Here is a 20,581-nt window from a genome sequence, read left to right on the forward strand (position 1 = left end):
GATTTGCGTCGCTTATCAATTTTGATTTTAAAGGAGATGCAAACAAACCCTATCAAGAACTCTTTTCAAACTATTCCAACATTTTGAATTCTGATTTAAAAGGGTTGAGTGTGATGAATTATGTGACTTCGCACGATGATGGTTGGCCGTTTGACAAAAAAAGAGAAAAAGCGATTGATGCCGGAACTAAATTATTATTAACTCCCGGAATTTCACAAGTGTATTATGGCGATGAAACCGCACGTTCGTTAGAAATAGCTGGAGCTGAAGGCGATGCTACGTTGCGTTCATTCATGAATTGGGAAGACATTCCAACCAATGCAGCAACGAAAATCGTACTGACTCATTTTCAAAAAATTGGTCAGTTTCGAAAAAATCATCCTGCAGTTGGAGCAGGTGTTCATAACGAGATTTCTAAAGCACCTTTTTATACGTTTAGTAGAACTTTTACCAAAGGAGATTTTACAGACAAAGTCGTGATTGGTTTAGAATTGCCATTTGGGAAAAAAGAAATCAATGTGGCTGGAGTTTTTGAAGATGGCACAGATATTCACGATGCATTTTCAGGTTTGACAGCAACTGTAAAAGAGGGGAAAGTCGTGATTGATAGTCAGATGGGAATCGTTTTGTTGGAGCGGAAGTAAACGCCTCTTATCGAAGTATTTGTTATAAATTTGCATAATGCTCTCCGAATTCAAATAGCTTATAGGATTCAGAGAGCATTGTGCTACTATGGAGAACATAATGTCGTTAGATTAATTTTTTATAATTGATTAACAACAAAGGATTATGAAGAAGACAATATTACTTTTATTATGGATTCAACTTGGTTTTGCACAAAAGGTTGACCACAATGAAAAATTAAGTAGTTTTTGCAAGGTTTGGGGATTTTTAAAATATTATCACCCCGAAATGTCCAGTGGAACTAGAAATTGTGACGAAGAGTTCTTTAAAGTATTAAAGCAAGTTGAACAGGCGGAAACCAAGCATGAGCTCTCTTTAGTTTTTGTTTCATGGATTGATGGCCTGGGAAAAATTAAAGAAAATAACCAAAAAGACAACAAAGTCTATTTTGAGAAAAATTTTAATTTATCATGGATAGAAAATAAAAGCTATTTTGAAGACGAACTAATTGATAGACTTAAATATATCAGAGACAACAGATATGATAATTTAAACTATTATGTTAAACAAGACAAAAATGGCTACTTAAGTTTTACCAATGAAAAGATTTATCAATATGATGTTGCCAAAGATAAAAATCTAAGGCTTTTAAGTTTATTTAGGTATTGGAATATGGTGGAGTATTTTTATCCATATAAATATTTAACTGAAACAAAATGGGATGCCGTTTTAGTTGATTTTATTTCCAAATATCAAACTGTGGATACTAAAAATGACTACGAACTACTAGTTAGGGAACTTGTTGCATCGCTTGATGATACACATGCTTTTTTAAAAATAGATGAAACAGTTAAGAAGCGTGTTCCTTTTAAAATTTCGGATATCGAAGGAAAGGCAGTTGTATCAAAAATTGATAATGATTCTTTAGCTCACATTAGCAATATCCAATTGGGAGATATTATTTTAGAGGTAAACAATAATCCAATTAATAAATCTTTTGAAGAATATAACAAATACGTTCCAGCATCAACTATTTCTTCAAAAAAATTACTTACATATGCCTATATTGTAAATGATTCCAAAAATGATAGTATTAAACTAAAAATCAATAGAAACGACAAAATAATAGAGGAAAAAATATGTTTATATAAGCTAGAGGAAGTTTTTAGACCAAAACCAAATAATAAAGCTTGGAGATTAATTGATGCAAATACGGGATTCATAAATTTTGGTCTTTTAAAAGAAAATGACGTTTCTAAAATGCTTAACGAATTATTTAACTGTAAGTATTTGATATTCGATTTAAGAAATTATCCAAACTATCATACATACTTATTTGCTAAACTATTTGATAACAGAAAAATTTTCTGTAATTCTATCAACGCATCCCTCAAGTATCCCGGAAAATTTTTAACTACTCAAAATTTAATGGGTATAAAAAACAGTAATAACTTTCAAGGGAAAATCATTCTATTGGTTAATCAACTAACTATAAGCAGATCAGAATACATGGCAATGGTATTTCAATCACATGATAATGTTACAGTTATTGGTTCACAAACTGCAGGAACTAATGGTGATGTAGTTAATTTTAATTTTCTTGAAGGATATTCTACTGGTTTTACTGGAATTGGAATATTTTACCCAGACGGTACCGTTATGCAAAGGAAAGGTCTACATATTGATGTTCCTGTACCAATTACCATTAATGGCCTAAAAAACAATAAAGATGAAATTTTAGAAAAAGCTCTTGAATACATCAAGACCAATTAATTTTATGAATAGTTATTAAAACTAGACTTCACGAATTGAAGTAGGATATATAAAAGTAGAATGTTGCTTTTAAAATTCTATATTTAATAAGTTTAATCCAACTTTTACCAAAGGAGATTTTACTGATAAAGTATCGGATTAGAACTACCATTTGGTAAAAAAGAAATCAATGTTTCATCCATTTTTGAAGACGGAACGGCAGTTCATGATACTATTTCAGGTTTGACAGCTACTTCAAAAAGAGGGGAAAGTGGAGATTGACAGTCAGATGGGGATTGTTTTGTTGGAAAGAAAATAGATTAAGATACTTTTCCCTACTATAAAGCGTTTATAATCCGAAGAAGGTTTATAAACGCTTTCTTTTTGAAGACTTTTTGAGCCGAGTTTTATTCCTATATTTGAAAAAGTAAATCCTAAATTACCTTTGAATGACTTTTGAAAGAACCTTTTATTCCAAAACACTTCTTTCAACACTACTCCTGCTAGTTATTACAAGTTTATTTGTAGGTTGTACGACCTACCAAACTCAAATGGGAAGTCAGGCCACTTCCTTTTACAACAATCAATCTTTAGACACGACAACTATTGCGTATTCAGTAATTCTAACCGGAAATGCGGCCAACACCTTAAACGATGAAGCGACGCCTAATTTGAATTCTCTAAAAAAAAGATTGGAAAATGCTTCTGAAAACAGCTCGCTGGTATTTTTAGGGGATAATATTTATCCGACAGACGATTCTCCCATTAGGAATTTGGAGACTAATGTTCAAGCGACAGAAAAAATAAAAAAACAACTCGACCTTTCACAAAAATTCAAAGGTTCCGTTTTTATGATTCCAGGCAAAGCAGACTGGGGCTATGGCTTGAACGGATTATTATCCCAAGAAAAAATCATTCAAAAATATCCCAATAAAAAGAGTGAATTACTTCCCAAAAACGGCTGTGGAATTGAGTCAAAATCACTCAGTCCAACCGTTGAATTGATTACCATTGATTCGCAGTGGTTCATGGAAGATTGGGACAAACATCCGGAAATAAACAACGGATGCACCATTAAAACCCGAGAACAATTTTTTGAGGCTTTTGAAACGATGCTTCTACAAAACCAACAAAAAACGATTGTGTTAGCCATGCATCACCCCATTTTTAGCAATGGTGTTTATGGTGGAAACTATTCATTAAAACAACAATTATTTCCCTTCGACAATTCAGTCCCACTCCCTATTGTAGGATCGTTTATTAATTTGATTCGGAAAGCGAGTGGTTATAATTCTCAAGATATTCAAAACATCATTTACAGTGCATTGGTTCAGAGAATTAAAATTACGGTTCAGAAATACGACAATATTTTAGTAGTTTCCGGTCACGAGAATAATATGCAATACTCGAAAAGAGACGGTATTCAACAAATCATCAGCGGATCCGGAGCGTATGTTTCACCTGCAAAAGCAGTGGAACCCACCGATTTCAGTTATGGCGGTTTTGGCTACGCAGTTTTGGATGTTTATGCAAACGGTGCTTCCACTATTTCTTATTACACCACTATCAACAGAAAAGAAGTGTTGCTTTTTAAGCAAAAAACCAGAGAACCTCAGTACAACAGCAAAAATGAATCGTATCCTAAAATATTTGAAGCAACTAAAGAAACATCGGTTTTTGGAAAATCGGTTATAGAACGAGGTCCATTTTACAAATTCCTTTGGGGCAACCATTATAAAAAGTACTATCAGCAACAAATTTTAGTCCAAACAGCAACCTTAGACACCCTGTATGGAGGTTTGAAACCCATTGGTTTGGATACTGAAAACACTACTGGTTCCCTTTACTTTTCAAGTAAAAAAGGAAAAGAATATGTGATGGTTCCCTTGCAAAAAGATGCCGCTTCCTTCTTTAATTCCCTCGTTTACAAAAACCAATTAACAAAAGATAAAAGCAAAAATGAACTGACGGAAAGTTTTCTAATGGATTATTTTACCGCCATTCACCCTTTTATGCCGTTGGTTCTCCCCGATTTGTCAAAAGCAATTGGCGTTCAAGCCATGCAGCCGGAATTACTCTACATTCCCAAACACAAAGTTTTGGAAAACTACAACGAAAATTTTGGTGATGCGTTGTATTATCTGAGTGAAAAACCTGCAAACAGTATTGGAACCGATGCCATGCTTCACTTGATTCATACCAACAAAAGCCATCAGGTGGACACCCAAAATTACCTACGTGCCCGACTTTTGGACATGCTTATTGGCGATTGGGACAGAAATGCTGAAAATTGGCAATGGAGTGTGCATCAAGAGCAAGGCAAAACCATTTACAGACCCATTCCCTTAAACAGAGATCAGGCATTTGCAAAATATGATGGGACTTTTTTAGGACTTTTGAAAAGCATTCCTGCCATGGGTCAGATGCAATCCTACAGTTACAATTTGAAACAAATTAAAAAATTCAATTTGCAAGCTTACACACTCGATTTGGCACTTTTGGCCGATTGTGATGAAAAAACGTGGCTTGATCAGGTGCAATTTATCAAAGAAAATCTAACCAACGAACAAATCAATCAAGCCTTTGCAAATCTTCCTTCGGAAATAAAAGATGAGACCACCTCAACGTTGAAAATGTATTTAAAAAACCGTTTGGATAAATTGGACCGCAGTGCCAAAAGCTATCACAAATTATTAGAGAAAAAAGGAGTCGTTGTCGGAACTCTTGAAGATGATGTGTTTGTCATCAATCGACTTTCGGGCGGAAGAACAACTGTGGTAGTTTATAATGGCAAAAAAGTCCCCGGCAACATTGTTTTTGAAAAAACCTTTTCGAAAAAACATACCAAGGAAATTTGGTTATTCGGATTGGAAGGAAAAGACGAGTTCAGCATGGAAGGCAGTGAATTTAAAAACATAAAAATCCGAATGATTGGCGGACTCAATCAAGATTCGTATGTAGTTGAAAACGGTAAAAACGTCAAAATTCATGATTTCATGACCAACAATTCGAGCTTAACAGTCAACCACAAAACAACCGTATTGCTTTCGAATGATTATGAAACCAACACTTATAATTACAAACGGCCCAAGTTCAATCAGTTTTCGGCCATTCCCTTAGTGGGCTACAATCCGGATGACGGTATACGTTTGGGTGCAAAATTCGATTATACCCAAAACGGATTCGTAGGAAATCCGATTTCACAAAAACATACCGCCACCGCTCGCTACTTTTTTGCTACGGAAGGGTATGACCTGAACTATTCAGGTTATGTGAAAAAAATCATTCACAAATACGATTTAGTGATTGATGCCATGGCCACAAGTTCCAATTTCGTTCAGAACTTTTTTGGTTACGGTAACGAAACCGGAGCATTTAAAGAGGAAGGTTTGGATTATAATCGGGTGCGAATTGCGATGCTAAAAGTCAATCCTGGCTTGTCGCTTAAAGGAAAACATGGTTACATGTTAACGGCACGATTGAATTTTGAATCCTACGAAGTGGAAGATACACCCAATCGATACATTTCAGAAAACACCGTTAATCCCAGTGTGTTTGAACGACAAAGTTTTGCAGGAATTGGAGTCGCTTATGATTTTAAAAACTATGACAATTTTCTGGTTCCCACACTCGGACTTGGTTTTCACTTTTCGGGGTATTGGAATACGAATATTTCAGATTTTGCACAAAATGTACCAATGGTTCAGTCGCAACTCAATTTGGTGTATAAACTAATTCCATCGGCTCAATGGGTTTTTGAAACAACGCTTCGTACAAAATCACTTTTTGGAACTACCTACGAATTTTATCAAGCGGCTTCTGTTGGTGGCGATTATGACTTGCGAGGTTTTCGAGAAAATCGCTTTACCGGAAGAACGGCATTCACGCAAACTTCCGATATCCGATATTCCATCGGGCAAATTAAAAATCCATTTGCACCGGTTACCTATGGAGCTTTTGTAGGGTTTGATTACGGCAGGGTTTGGATTCCAACGGAAAACTCCGATAAATGGCATACCTCAACGGGAATCGGTATTTGGTTTACCAGTAGTAATTTTATTGCTTCAAAGGTATCGTATTTTTATTCGGAAGATGGGGGGCGAATTGCGTTTGGGATGAAGTTTAATTTTTAATTTTTTTTGAAACATTAAGAGGTTAAGACGCTTCGCTTGGTTTCATTAATAAGGATTAAATTTTAACCGCAGGAGACTAAAAGTTGTGAGATGCTACTATTGGAACGCGGATTGGAAAGGATTAGCTTCGCTAAACGCGGATTGGAACGGATTTTTTAGAGGATGGCTGCCTATGGCAATCAGCATAGTAAGAACAAAAGAATTAATGATTGTAAATTGGATTTCTCTGCGATTACATACTAAGTCAATGACGCAAAGAAATATGGTTTATATTGATAGCCGCTGATTCGCTGATTTATATTCTATTAATCAGCGAATCAGTGGCTAAAAATTAACTTAATCTTGATACTTACTGATAAGTTTTGTGGGATTTGTTTTTCACCTTTGTGTAAATCTTTATCCATGAAAATTAAATTATCGTTGGTGGTTATCTTAGCTTTGTTACTTCATAACTGTTCAAAAATGAAACAACCGCTCAATATTGGTCACAGAGGTGCGATGGGTCACGAAACAGAAAACACCATTGCTTCCGTTAAAAAAGCATTGGAGTTGGATATTGATATGATTGAAATTGATGTTTTTCTGATTAAAAGTGGCGAGTTGGTTGTTTTTCATGATGAAATTTTGGATAGCCTAACCGACACGTCGGGAAGTATTAAAGATTTTACTTGGGACGAACTACAAAAAGTAGTTGTTAAAGGAAATCATCGCATTCCTACGTTGGAAGAAGTCATCAAAACGATTGATCAAAAAGTGCCATTAAACATCGAGTTAAAAGGAAAAAATACTGCAAAACCAACCTTTGAATTACTGCAAACTTTCTATAAAAAAGGTTGGAAGAAAGACGCTTTTGTTATCTCCAGTTTTTTATGGGATGAATTAGAAACATTCCGAAAATTAGATGCTGAAATAGCTCTTGCTGTCTTAACGGAAGAGAATCCGCTGGAAGCCATTGCCATGGGGAAAAAATTAAAAGCGGTAGCCATTAATCCGTGGTGGAAAACACTAACCAAAGAAAATGTCAAACAATTACACGAAGAAGGTTTTAAAATTTACACCTATACCGTGAATGAACCCGACGACATTAAAACTGTTTCTGAATTGGGAGTCGATGGTATTTTTTGTAATTTCCCCGAAAGATTAAATTGATGTATGATGTATTGATTGTGGGTGGTGGTGCCGCCGGTTTTTTTACGGCAATTAATCTTGCTGAAAAAAATCCGAAGATTAGCGTTGCGATATTGGAACGAGGAAAGGAAGTACTCACGAAAGTCCGCATTTCCGGAGGTGGCAGATGCAACGTGACGCATGCTTGTTTTGTTCCCAATGATTTAGTAAAATTTTACCCCCGTGGCGAAAAAGAATTGCGAGGACCATTTCATCAATTCTGTTCCGGTGATACGATTGAATGGTTTGAAAAGCACGGCGTCGAATTGAAAATAGAAGAAGACGGACGCATGTTTCCGGTTTCGGATTCATCACAAACCATCATTGATTGTTTTTTAAATGCTGCCAAAAAATACAACATTGAAATTTTAACCGGTCAAAGTGTGCAGTCCCTTTATCAAGCCGAAGACTCTTGGAAAGTGGAAACCCATCACCAAACCTTTCGATGCAAAAACCTCGTATTAACAACCGGAAGTAATTCGAAAATTTGGGAACTCTTGGAAAATTTAGGCCATACGATTGTTCCGCCTGTTCCCTCTTTATTTACATTTAACATCAAAGACCCAAGAATAAAAGATTTAATGGGTGTTTCCGCTTTTGCTTCGGTGAAAGTACAAAACTCCAAACTTGAAGCATCCGGACCACTTTTAATTACCCATTGGGGAATGAGCGGACCGGGTATTTTGCGACTTTCTGCTTGGGGGGCAAGAGAATTATTTGCTGAAAACTACCAATTTGTGTTGGAAGTTAATTGGTTGAATGATGCTACTTTGGAAGAAACCGAAAACCAGTTGAAAGAATTAAAATTGGAACATGCCAAAAAAGTAGTCAGTAAAAAATCGCCATTTGAATTTCCAAACCGCTTATGGGAAAGTTTGGTTTTAGCTTCTGAAATTTCTGTAGAAACCAAATGGGCTGATTTGACAAAAAAGCAGCTTCAACATTTAGCTTTACAACTCACGAATGGAAAGTTTCAGGTAAACGGAAAAAGTACGTTTAAAGAAGAATTTGTTACCGCCGGTGGTATTGATTTAAAAGAAATCAATTTTAAAACTATGGAAAGCAAACGATTACCCAATGTTTATTTTGCAGGAGAAATTGTCAATATTGACGCGATTACCGGCGGATTTAATTTTCAAAATGCGTGGACGAGTGGATTTATTGTGAGTGAGAGTATCAAATTCTAATTCATAACCCTACAATTTTAGTTCATTCAATTATAATTCCCTAAAAATCAATTATATTTGAGCCACCTAAAACCAATATTTCATGAAAACAAAATTACACATTATGATGTTGTTTGTTTTGTTTATGTCCTTTTTAGGGCAAGCACAAACACAATTAACAGCCTGTGACACTAACTATAACGGAATTCAAAGGTTCGACTTAAATGAAATAATACCATTATTTCTGAACGGTCAAGACCCAAGTCTATTTGAATATTCTTTTTTTGTCTCTCAATCGGATGCCTCTACCCTTTCAAATCCAATTGAGAATCCAACAAGTTATACCAATATTTCCAATCCGCAACTGCTTTGGGCTTGGCTTTTAAATATTCAAACAAATCAAGCCACTATAGTTACATTTAGTCTAGTTGTAAATCCACTGCCAACTTTAATAACAGAAGTAGCTGTTGCCTGTGACGACAACAATGATGGCATTGCTATTTTTGTTTTAAATGAGGCTATTCAAATAACTTTAGAGGCAAATAATGCGACTCCCAACACGATGTCGGTTCTGTTTTATTTAACTCAAGCAGATATGGAGAATCAAACCAATCCAATTGGTACTATTTTTCAAAATCAATTTCCAAACCAAACTATTTATATTCGAATTGATAATTTACTAACCGGTTGTTATTGGGGTGGTCAATTCTTTTTGTTTGCACAGGATTGTACTACTTCTTGTGTTGCTCCTACTAATTTATCTACTACAAATAATACAGAAACAACCGCAGTATTAGGTTGGATTAATGCAACTAATGCAACTGCTTATGAAATTTTTGTAGTTCCAACAGGTTCTCCAGCACCAGATGCTAATTCGCAAGGAATAATTGCAAATACAAATCCGTATGTTTTGGTTGGTTTAACCTGTAATACGTCGTATACGTATTATGTAAAAGCGTATTGCAACAACCAAACCGTTTCGGAATGGTCTGTAGGCAGCACGTTTATGACTTCAGAATGTGGAAATACCAATATTCCTTATGTGACTGTTAATACATCCTCATTTACGACAGAACAACTATTAAACAATGTGATTCTGAATTCAAGTTGTGGGGTAATTTCCAATGTAATTACGCAAGGACAATGTGGTGTAGGCTATTTTAATGGTAACCAAACTAATTTCCCCTTTGAACAAGGAATGATTATTAGAAGTGGACAAGCTAATTTTACAGAAGGTTTTTATAGTAGTGGCACGAGCACTTCCACTTGTTCACAGTTTACTGACCCTGATTTAACAGCAATTTTACAAGCTTCGGGCCAAACTGGGAGTGTTAATGATGTGAGTTCAGTTAAATTCAATATTGTGCCGACTGGAAATATTTTAAGTTTTAATTTCATTTTTGCTTCTAATGAATACGGACAGTATCAATGTCAGTTCTCGGATGTCTTTGGATTTATTTTAACTGATTTAACCACTGGGCAATCACAAAACATTGCGATAGTGCCTGGAACGACTACGCCTATTTCGACGACTACAATTCGCGATAATATGTATAACATGAGTTGTGCTTCTGTAAATCCACAGTTTTTCAGCACGTACAACATCAATAATCCGTTGAGTGTTGTGAACATGGCGGGTTATACGGTTCCTATGACGGCTATTGCTTCAGTAATTCCTAATCGAGAATACTCTTTGAAACTAGCCGTTGGCGATTTTGGAGATACTGCTTTTGATTCGGCTGTGTTTATTGAAGGAGGAAGTTTAGCGTTGGGCAATCAATGTAGAAATAACATTCAACTGGTTGCTTTTTTAGATGCCAACAACAATGGCGTGAAAGATACCGGCGAGCCTAATTTCACCAATGGAAATCTAGTCTATCAAGTGAACAACACAGGTGACACTACTACCGCTACGGCTTCTAATGGTGTGTTTTATCTTTTCCCAGAGGTGGATTTGGATAGTTATGATTTCAACTACGAAATTTATAGTGAACTTGCGGGTTATTATGCCACTCCAATTTCTTTTGACGATGTGATTTATTCCGATACAGGTGCAAACGTTTATTATATTCCGATTGTAAACACGACGCCTTATAATGATGTGGAGGTTTCTATTGTGGGAACGAATCAACCTACTGCAGGATTTACGTATCAAAATAAAATTTATTATACCAATAATGGTATTGCTGCTGCCTCTGGAACCTTAACTTTTGAGAAAGATGCAGCTTTAACGGTTACTGGAATTTCGGTTGCAGGAACTGTCAATACGCCTACTGGATTTACGTATGATTATACTGATATAATGCCAGCAGAAACGAGAATAATAACGATAAGCATGAGTGTTCCTGCAATTCCGACAGTAACTATTGGCGATTTAGTGACAAATATGGCCTCTATTACTGCGACGACAGTTGATGCGAATATGAATAATAATTTGGCCTCGTTGACTCGACCTATTGTGGCTTCATATGATCCGAATGATAAGAATGAGGCTCATGGTAAAAATATTGAAATTGGTTCTTTTTCGAGTGATGATTATTTGTATTATACGATTCGTTTTCAAAATACAGGAACGACGAATGCTACTTTTGTTCGCTTAGAAGATGTCTTGGATGCACAAGTTGACCCTGAAAGTTTACGCATGATTTCGGCTAGTCATACATATACCTTAGAACGGGTGAACAATGAATTGATGTGGAAATTTGACAACATTCAGTTGGTTCCGAAATTGGTGAACGAAAACGCAAGTATTGGTTTTGTTCATTTCAAAATTAAACCGAATGCAGGTTATACTGTTGGAACTGTAATCCCGAATACAGCCGAGATTTATTTTGACTTTAATCCGGCGATTGTGACCAATACTTTTGAAACGGTATTTGTGGAGAATTTAAGCACGGCTGATTTCACTTATTCTGATTTAGTTTTATTCCCTAATCCTGCTAAAGATTTAATTCAAATTCAATTGAAAAATAGTTCTGATTCTATTAAAGGAATGATTATTTATGACGTTTTAGGCAAGGTATTTTATAGCAAACAAAACATGAACATGGAACAAACAACTATAGATATCTCTCGTTATACAAAAGGAGTTTATATAGTAGAAATAAGCACCGTCAATAATCAAAAAGTACTTCAGAAATTTGTAAAACAATAAACGAAAGTTACATTACTTTAAAAGGATCGGAAGATAATTTCGGTCCTTTTTTATTTAAAACCAAGCATTTCGATATTCCCAAACTTTCACTAAAAACAAACCAAGAAAAATCATAGAAACCAAAAACTTCATAAATGTGGAAGCTAAAAAACCAATAAATGATCCTGTAGCAGCTTTAAATGCTTTTTTAGAATCTGTAGAATCGTTAATTAGTTCGCCCACAAATGCTCCCACAAATGGACCAATAATGAATCCGAGTGGAATGGGTGCTAAAATGCCAACCACTAACCCGATGTTGGTTCCCAAAATACCATATTTGCTTCCGCCAAATCGCTTGGTCCCTTTTGCAGGGATGATGTAATCAAGAATTCCAACGACAATGGCAATTACCAAGGTAATTCCCAAAACTGTATAGCTCACAGGAACGGCTTTTGTTAAATATAATAACAGCAAACCCACCCAACTTATGGGCAGTCCAGGCAAAACAGGAAGGAAACTTCCAAGGACACCAACAATCATTAATACAAAACCTAATAAAAGAAGTACGTGTTCCATAAATTATTTTCTTACTTTTGGAATATCAAAAATACATTTTGTTTGATTATAAACGAAAAATGAATAAATTTCTTTTTTTATTTTCTTTTTTATTTTTATTGACTTCCTGCCAATACATAGAAAAGCGTGTGCCTTCTGAAGAAGAATTGCTGCAACAACGATTGAAAGAAATTGATTGGAAGGAAGTGACTGTTTATCCCTCAGTGGCGGAATGTGACAGTCTTTTAGACAAAGAACAAAAAAAAGAATGTTTTTTTAATTTTATGACTGTTCTTATTCAGCAAAAAATTGCTCCGGATTCCATCAATCAAAAGGCAAAAATAATTGACACCATTCAAGTGAAAGTATCCGTTTATCCAAATGCTACCATTTCTTTTGAACCGCTTTTCCCTTCGGATAGTTTAAATTATGACAAAATTATAATTGACAGTCTTATTAAATCCCGTTTAACCGGTTTTCCAAAAATAGAACCTGCTCAAAAAGAAGGAATTCCCGTAAAAACACAATTTATTCTGCCGGTAATCCTAAAAATGGAATAGCTTATTTTAATTTGTGTAAATACATATTTACAACATTTTCAATCCCTAAATAAAGTGATTCACAAATCAAGGCATGACCAATGGAAACCTCTAATAATCCGGGTATATTTTGTTTAAAAAAACCAATATTATCCAAACTTAAATCGTGTCCGGCATTGATTCCTAGACCTAATTGATTGGCTAACACAGCTGCTTCAACATAAGGCTGAATTCCGCTATGATTTCCCAAACCGTATTGATGAGCAAAATGTTCTGTGTATAATTCAATTCGATCCGTACCGGTAATTTTTGCCGCTTCAACCATCGTTAAATCCGGATCAACAAAAAGCGATGTTCGTATGTTATTTCTTTTGAATTCCTGAATTACTTCCGTTAATAATTCTTTGTTTTTAATCGTATTCCAACCGGCATTAGAAGTTAAAGCATTATCAGCATCAGGCACCAAGGTTACTTGTATTGGATTTACTTCTAACACTAAATCAATGAACTTTTGAACAGGATTCCCTTCAATATTAAATTCGGTATAAACCACCTTTTTTAAATCTCTCGCATCTTGGTATCGAATATGTCGCTCATCCGGACGTGGGTGAATGGTTACTCCATGAGCTCCAAATTTTTGAATATCTTTAGCCACTTGCACCACATTTGGCACATTTCCACCTCTTGAATTTCTTAATGTAGCAATTTTATTAATATTTACGCTTAACTTTGTCATACTCTTTTGAAACTATTTTATTAGAAACAGCATACAAAAATACAAAGTTAAACAGGCTCAATAATCGTATTTTTTGATTATTTTGCAACGAAATTAAATCGCTATGTTAGAAATAACAAATTATATCAACAACGACTTCAAACCCTTTGACAGTGGGGAGAAAATAAATTATGTTCAGGATTTTTTTGCTGACTTGACTTTTTCTCATTTCCCAGTTGTAGAGGAAAGTATTTATATTGGAAGTATTGCGGCTGATGATGTGGTTACTTTTGAAACACAAAAATCGATTAAAGATTATCGATTCACTTTAGAAGGTTTTTTTGCAAGAACTAATATGATATGGTTAGACGTGTTAGAAGTTTTTGCTCAAAATAACACTAATTTAATTCCGGTTTTAGATGATCAAAATAAATATGTTGGTTATTATGAACTCAATGACATTGTTCAGTTTTTTGCCGAAACTCCCTTTTTAAGAGAGCAAGGAGGCATTATCATTGTAAAAAAACCATTGAATGATTTTTCCATGAGCCAAATAGCTCAAATTGTAGAAACAAACAACGGAAAAATATTAGGCCTTTTTATTTCTGAAGCTACTACCGAATTTGTTCAGGTGACTATCAAAATCACTTTGGGCGGAATGAATGAAATCATTCAAACTTTTCGAAGGTATAATTACGAAATCGTTTCTGAGCATCAGGAAGATACCTACTTGAGTAATTTAAAAGAACGTTCAGAATATTTAGACAAATATCTTAATATCTAAACTATGAAGATTGCTATTTTTGGACAATATTATCAAAACGATACCCGCCCAATTATTAAAGACATTTTCGTTTTTTTTAATAGTAACAATGTTGAATTAGTCATAGAAGAATCTTTTCTGAAAATATTGTATGAGGAAGAAATAGTTAAAAAAGAGTATACAACTTTTGCTGTTTACAAAGATTTAGATAGTAGTTTTGATCTTTTGATTAGTATTGGTGGTGATGGTACAATTTTGAGAGCGATTACCTATGTTCGAAATTCAGGCATCCCAATTTTAGGAGTAAACGCAGGAAGGTTAGGGTTTTTAGCTAAAGTTCAAAAAGAAAATATCGAAACTTTTTTGCAATTAATTTTAGATAAAAATTATACCGTCTCCAAAAGAACCCTTTTGAGTATTGAAAGTAATCCAAAAAATGATGAAATTAAAGAAATAAATTTCGCTCTAAATGAAATTTCCGTCAGTAGAAAAGACACGACGTCAATGATAACTGTGGAAACTTATTTAAACGGTGAATATTTAACTTCTTATTGGGCTGATGGATTAATTATCTCCACTCCAACAGGTTCCACCGGATATTCATTAAGCTGTGGCGGACCGGTTTTAACCCCAGATGTGAAAAGTTTTGTTATTACTCCGATAGCACCTCACAATCTTAATGCTCGTCCATTGGTAATACCTGACAAAACAGAAATTGTACTAAAAGTATCTGGAAGAGAAGCAAACTATTTAGTTTCTTTAGACAGTAGAATCGCCACTATGAATAACGAAACCATTTTAACCATAAAAAAAACACCTTTTAAAATTAACATGGTTGAAATTCAGGATGAAACCTTTTTGAAAACGCTTAGAAACAAACTTTTGTGGGGTATGGACAAGCGAAATTAACCGATAATTATCAAAATATATCTTCTCTTCTATACTACTACCCTTTTATTTCCGTTTTTTTTGAAATTAATTTGTGATAAATAAGCAAATAGTTGACTTTTACCTAGTCATATTTGTTATATTTGCACGCTATTTCAAAACGGATGAATAGATTAGTGTTTTTATTGTTTTTTATGGTATCAAGTACTGTACTTAAAGCCCAAATTAATGAAATTGGTGTTTTTTTAGGTGGCAGTAATTACATTGGTGATGTTGGTCCCACAAATTATATTGCTCCTAACGACATGGCAATAGGATTTGTGTATAAATGGAACAGAAGTACCCGTCATACGTATCGTTTTTCCTATACTTATGGCCAATTATCGTCAAACGATGCCGATTCTGATGTTCCGGATAGAAATTTGAGAGGGTTAAGTTTTGAAAATAAAGTAAATGAGTTTTCTGCCGGATTGGAATTTAATTTTTTTGATTTTGATTTGCATAAATTAAGCTCTGAATTTACACCCTATGTTTACACCGGCATAAGCTATTTTTCATACAAAGAATTGTTTTATTTCAATAACGAAGTGAAAGAAGATTATTCAGAAGGTGCATTAGCAATTCCTATCGTATTAGGTGTAAAAGCAAAATTAAACAGAAGATTTATAATTGGTTTAGAAGCCGGTGCCCGATATACTTTTACAGATAATTTAGATGGTAGCAATCCGAAAAATGAAAATTTGAACACATTGAAATTTGGTAATATAAATAGCAACGATTGGTATGTATTTACCGGATTTACATTAACTTATACTTTTGGGGAAAACCCTTGTTTTTGTCCGCAATAAAATGACCTTAGAAGACCAAATAAATAAAAGCAACTTACCAAGACATCTAGCCATCATCATGGATGGGAATGGTCGTTGGGCTAAACAAAAGGGCTTGCTTCGTGCTTTAGGTCATGAAAGTGGTACAAAAGCAGTTCGCGAAACAGTGGAATCTTGTGCTAAATTAGGTATTCAAAATTTGACTTTATATGCTTTTTCAACAGAAAATTGGAATCGCCCTAAATTAGAAGTGGACACTTTAATGAATTTATTAATCAAATCATTGAAAGATGAATTAAAAACACTTCAAAAAAATGAAATTAAGCTGAACTCTATTGGCAATTTATCGCTCTTACCGAAGTCAGCACAAAATGAACTTTTAGAAGTCATTAACAAAACCAAAGAAAATAACCGCATGACTTTAACTTTAGCTTTAAGCTATGGATCAAGAGAAGAATTGGTTTCAGCTATAAAAGTGATAAGTGATAAAGTTAAAAATAATATAATTTCGTCAGAAACTATTGATGAAACGATTATTAATCAACATCTTTACACACACAATTTACCGGATGTTGATTTATTGATTAGAACCAGTGGAGAACATCGAATAAGTAATTTTTTACTATGGCAGATTGCCTATGCCGAATTATATTTTACAGATGTTTTATGGCCTGATTTTAGAGAAGAAAATTTATATGAAGCTATTATTAGTTATCAAAAAAGAGAACGTAGGTTTGGAAAAACAAGTGAACAGATTAAATAAAAAAGTAGTATTGAGAAATATTACTTCCTTTTTTGCAATACTTCTAATAGGAAGTATTTTTCAGGTAAATGCACAAAATACTACTCCTTATGAAAGGGGTTCCCAGTATATTCTAGGAGATGTACAAGTAACCGGTAAATTAAGCTTTAATCAGCAAACCGTTATCACATTTGCCGGATTAGAAAAGGGGCAGAAAGTTATTGTTCCCGGTGAAGAAATCAGTTCAGCCATTAAAAAACTTGGTAAATTAGGGCTTTTTAGTGACATTGATGTTTACATTAATGAAATTAGAGGAGACAGTATTTTTTTAGAACTAAGCTTGGTCGAACTTCCCAAATTAAGTCAAGTAAAAATTGTTGGTCTAAAAAAGAATAAAAATGAGGAGCTTTTAAAAGAGCTAGCATTAACCAAGGGCAAAGTTGTAAATGAAAATTTACTGACAACTTCTAAAAACTTTATTGAGAAGAAATATCGAAAAGACGGTTTTTACAATACAAAAGTTTTCGCCACTATTACTCCAGATACAACCAATGGAAATGAAGTAAAAATGCTCATTAACGTGGACAAAGGCACCAAAGTAAAAATTTCCAGTATCGCCATTGAAGGCAATGTAACTCAAACTGAAAAAAACGTAAAGAGTGCGATGAAAAACACTAAAGAGGAGTCTTTTTTTCGTTTTTGGAAATCATCTAAATTTATTCAACAGGAATACAACGAAGATTTAGTAAATATAGTTAACAAGTACAAATCGGTTGGTTATCGCGATGCTCGTATTGTTTACGACAGTGTTAAATACAAAAAAGAAGACAATACTATTGCCATCAAATTAAAAATTGAAGAAGGCAGAAAATATTACTTTGGAAACATTAAGTTTTTAGGAAACACCATTTACACCGACCAAGGCTTGAATCGTGTTTTAGGAATTAAAAAAGGAGAAACTTATAATGGTGTATTGCTTCAGGATCGCATTGCAAACAAAAAGAATCCTGATGCAGAAGACATTACAAACTTATACCAAAATAATGGTTATCTATTTTCTTCAATCAATCCGGTAGAAGTTCGTACAGCAAATGACACGATAGATTTTGAAATCAGAATCATGGAAGGCCCACTAGCCTATTTTAATAAAATTACCGTTGTTGGAAACGACAAAACAAATGACCATGTAATTTATCGAGAATTACGCACAAAACCAGGTCAGAAATATAGTAAAGATGCTTTAATTAGAACCATTCGAGAAATTGGGCAATTAGGCTTTTTTGATCCGGAAGCTATTGATCCCAAGTTTAAAAATGTGGATGCCTCAGCAGGAACGGTTGATATTGAATACAATTTAGTTGAAAAAGGATCCAGTCAAATTGAACTTCAAGGAGGTTATGGCGGTGGCGGTTTCATTGGAACCCTAGGCCTTTCTTTTAATAATTTCTCTGTCCGAAATATTTTTAACAAAGAAGCCTATAAACCTTTACCCATGGGTGATGGCCAGAGAATGTCCTTACGTTTACAAGGAAGCACTTATTTTCAAACGTATAGTTTAACTTTTTCCGAACCTTGGTTTGGTGGAAGAAAACCAATGCAGTTTTCAACTTCTTTTTCCTATAGTAAACAATTTTTAAATAATTTTCAAACAAATGATGTCGATAAAAGCAGAAGTTTTAATATCACTTCTATTGCCATAGGAACTGCAAAAAGACTTAAAGTTCCCGATGATTTCTTTTTACTTTCTCAAGGATTAAGTTTTCAATATTATGATTTAAATAATTATGCTACTTCTTTGTTTACTTTTCCCAACGGATCTTCCCGAAATCTATCCTATTTTATTTCCTTAAGCAGAAACAATAAAGGAGTGAATCCAATATTCCCGGTTTATGGCTCTGAGTTTTCGATATCGGCTAAATTCTCTCCACCTTATTCTTTCTTCAATAATGTGGATTACAAAGATTTACCCAACCAGGAAGAATATAAAGTAAAAACGACAGAAGTAATACCAGACCCAATTACAGGAGATGATATGCCAATTGGAACCTATCTTGATGATTCAGGTAATCCGGTTGAAAATTACCAAGATGCCGCTGTTAACCAAGGAAAAGTCGATCAAGAAGCTTTCTATTGGTTAGAATTTTATAAAATTAAAATAAAAGGTGATTGGTATACAAAACTTGCTGGAAAAAATCAAAATGCTTTAGTTTTAAGAACATTAGGAGAATTCGGTTATTTAGGAGCTTACAACCAAGATAGAGGTGTGATTCCATTTGAACGTTTCTTTTTAGGAGGTGATGGTTTAGCGAATTTTTCTTTAGATGGTAGAGATGTTATTCAGTTAAGGGGTTATCCGAATTTATCCCTTTCAGGACAAGATGGTGGTGTAATTTATAACAAATTCTCAATGGAATTACGTTATCCATTAACGCTAAAATCTGCTGCCTCAATCTATATGCTTACTTTTGCAGAAGCCGGAGCCTCATTTAATTCTTTACAGGAATATAATCCATTTGTAATGCAACGATCAGCCGGTTTTGGTTTAAGAGTTTTCATGCCAGCATTTGGATTATTAGGAATCGATTTCGGCTATGGTTTTGATGCTGTGCCAGGACAAACACAAAAAAATGGTTGGGAAACACATTTTATCATTGGACAACAATTTTAATTGTTAATTTCTGTTATATTTACATTATAATTTATAAAAATATGAAGAAATTAATTTTTTTACTGTTTTTAACTCTTACAAGTGCCTCAATTGAAGCACAGTCGAGAGGTATTAGAATTGGTTATATTGATATGGAATATATACTTCAAAATGTTCCTGACTATACTGAAGCTAAAAATCAATTAGAACAAAAAGCTCAAAAGTGGAAATTAGATATTGAGACTAAAAAGAATGAAATCAATACCTTAAAAGAGTCTTTAAATAACGAAAAAGTACTTTTAACCAAAGAATTAATCGAAGAAAGAGAAGAAGAAATTACCTTTCTTGAAAACGAACTTTTAGCTTATCAACAAAAAAGGTTTGGACCAACCGGAGATTTGGTTGTTCAAAAAGCAGTTTTAGTAAAACCAATTCAAGATCAGGTTTTTACTGCTGTACAAGATATTGCTGAAGTAAAAAAATATGATTTTATACTGGACAAATCTTCTGATTTAACTATCCTTTTTGCCGCTAAAAGACATGATATTAGTGACCAAGTAATTCGGTCTTTAACCAGAGCTTCTAAAAGAGAGCAAATGAGTAAAAAAGAACTCAAAGCATTAGAAGAAAAAGAACGCATTCAAGATTATGCCGAAGACATTAATCCTGATAAAGAAGCTAGAAAAAAGATTCTTCAAGACAGACAAAAACAACGTGATAGTATCATGGAAGCTAGAAAATCACTTTCTGAACAAAAGAAAAAAGATTTTGAAGATAAAAGGAAAAAACTAATTGAAGAACGTGCAGCAAAAAAGAATGGCACAGTTTCTGATAAAGACAAACAAGAAAACGCTGAAGAAGGTTCTGAAACAACTGATAAGTCTTCGGAAGCTGTTGAAGAAAAAAGCAAATCTGACGAGCCAAAAACAG

Annotated in this window: 15 protein-coding genes and 1 pseudogene; 14 read left to right on the plus strand and 2 right to left on the minus strand. The window is 34.2% G+C overall.

The features are described from left to right. From ACIQ2Z_RS09975 to ACIQ2Z_RS10005, 7 genes and pseudogenes are all read left to right on the plus strand, one after another. Positions 1 to 644 (plus strand): annotated as a pseudogene (locus ACIQ2Z_RS09975) (alpha-amylase); the annotation flags it as partial. A 145-nt stretch (positions 645 to 789) separates the two neighbouring features. Further along, a complete protein-coding gene (locus ACIQ2Z_RS09980; protein WP_396183996.1) occupies positions 790 to 2,397 on the plus strand; it encodes a S41 family peptidase in 1,608 nt (535 codons plus the stop codon). Between the two features lie 428 nt (positions 2,398 to 2,825). After that, positions 2,826 to 6,509: a metallophosphoesterase gene (locus ACIQ2Z_RS09985; RefSeq protein WP_396183997.1), complete on the plus strand. Its 3,684-nt coding sequence runs from the start codon at positions 2,826 to 2,828 to the stop codon at positions 6,507 to 6,509. A gap of 85 nt (positions 6,510 to 6,594) precedes the next feature. Continuing rightward, entirely contained in the window at positions 6,595 to 6,795 is a 201-nt protein-coding gene (locus ACIQ2Z_RS09990; protein WP_396183998.1) for a hypothetical protein, read from the plus strand. A 116-nt stretch (positions 6,796 to 6,911) separates the two neighbouring features. Continuing rightward, on the plus strand, positions 6,912 to 7,658 hold the full coding sequence (locus ACIQ2Z_RS09995) for a glycerophosphodiester phosphodiesterase (RefSeq protein WP_396183999.1): 747 nt from the start codon (positions 6,912 to 6,914) through the stop codon (positions 7,656 to 7,658). Further along, positions 7,658 to 8,863 carry an NAD(P)/FAD-dependent oxidoreductase gene (locus tag ACIQ2Z_RS10000; RefSeq protein ID WP_396184000.1) on the plus strand — a complete coding sequence of 402 codons (1,206 nt, stop codon included), beginning with the start codon at positions 7,658 to 7,660 and terminating at the stop codon, positions 8,861 to 8,863. The genes ACIQ2Z_RS09995 and ACIQ2Z_RS10000 overlap by 1 nt, the downstream gene beginning before the upstream one ends. A gap of 82 nt (positions 8,864 to 8,945) precedes the next feature. Then, entirely contained in the window at positions 8,946 to 11,996 is a 3,051-nt protein-coding gene (locus tag ACIQ2Z_RS10005) for a choice-of-anchor L domain-containing protein (protein WP_396184001.1), read from the plus strand. 54 nt (positions 11,997 to 12,050) lie between these two features. Here ACIQ2Z_RS10005 and ACIQ2Z_RS10010 read toward each other — a convergent pair whose 3' ends face one another. Then, positions 12,051 to 12,551: a DUF456 domain-containing protein gene (locus ACIQ2Z_RS10010; protein WP_396184002.1), complete on the minus strand. Its 501-nt coding sequence runs from the start codon at positions 12,549 to 12,551 to the stop codon at positions 12,051 to 12,053. A 59-nt stretch (positions 12,552 to 12,610) separates the two neighbouring features. Here ACIQ2Z_RS10010 and ACIQ2Z_RS10015 point away from each other — a divergent pair, with 59 nt between their 5' ends. Next, on the plus strand, positions 12,611 to 13,090 hold the full coding sequence (locus ACIQ2Z_RS10015; protein WP_396184003.1) for a hypothetical protein: 480 nt from the start codon (positions 12,611 to 12,613) through the stop codon (positions 13,088 to 13,090). A gap of 1 nt (position 13,091) precedes the next feature. On the opposite strand, the gene ACIQ2Z_RS10020 is transcribed toward ACIQ2Z_RS10015, so the two are convergent. Further along, positions 13,092 to 13,805, minus strand: coding sequence for a pyridoxine 5'-phosphate synthase (locus tag ACIQ2Z_RS10020; protein ID WP_396184004.1), 714 nt, complete (start codon positions 13,803 to 13,805; stop codon positions 13,092 to 13,094). Between the two features lie 103 nt (positions 13,806 to 13,908). Between ACIQ2Z_RS10020 and ACIQ2Z_RS10025 the strand changes: the two genes are divergently transcribed. From ACIQ2Z_RS10025 to ACIQ2Z_RS10050, 6 genes are all read left to right on the plus strand, one after another. After that, entirely contained in the window at positions 13,909 to 14,568 is a 660-nt protein-coding gene (locus tag ACIQ2Z_RS10025; protein WP_396184005.1) for a CBS domain-containing protein, read from the plus strand. Positions 14,569 to 14,571: 3 nt separating this feature from the next. Next, positions 14,572 to 15,456 (plus strand): NAD kinase, encoded by an 885-nt coding sequence (locus ACIQ2Z_RS10030; RefSeq protein WP_396184006.1) that lies wholly within the window; start codon positions 14,572 to 14,574, stop codon positions 15,454 to 15,456. Positions 15,457 to 15,599: 143 nt separating this feature from the next. After that, positions 15,600 to 16,283: a DUF6089 family protein gene (locus ACIQ2Z_RS10035; protein WP_396184007.1), complete on the plus strand. Its 684-nt coding sequence runs from the start codon at positions 15,600 to 15,602 to the stop codon at positions 16,281 to 16,283. Position 16,284: 1 nt separating this feature from the next. Next, positions 16,285 to 17,025, plus strand: a complete 741-nt coding sequence (locus ACIQ2Z_RS10040) for an isoprenyl transferase (protein WP_396184008.1) — start codon at positions 16,285 to 16,287, stop codon at positions 17,023 to 17,025. Further along, the gene (locus tag ACIQ2Z_RS10045) at positions 16,958 to 19,672 is read left to right on the plus strand and encodes an outer membrane protein assembly factor (RefSeq protein WP_396184009.1); all 2,715 of its coding nucleotides are present in this window, start codon (positions 16,958 to 16,960) and stop codon (positions 19,670 to 19,672) included. Before ACIQ2Z_RS10040 ends, ACIQ2Z_RS10045 begins: the two co-directional genes overlap by 68 nt. Before the next feature lie 41 nt (positions 19,673 to 19,713). Beyond that, positions 19,714 to 20,581: OmpH family outer membrane protein (locus tag ACIQ2Z_RS10050; RefSeq protein WP_396184010.1), on the plus strand; the 868-nt coding region annotated here is incomplete at its 3' end.

Source organism: Flavobacterium sp., from assembly GCF_044361015.1.
GTDB lineage: Bacteria > Bacteroidota > Bacteroidia > Flavobacteriales > Flavobacteriaceae > Flavobacterium.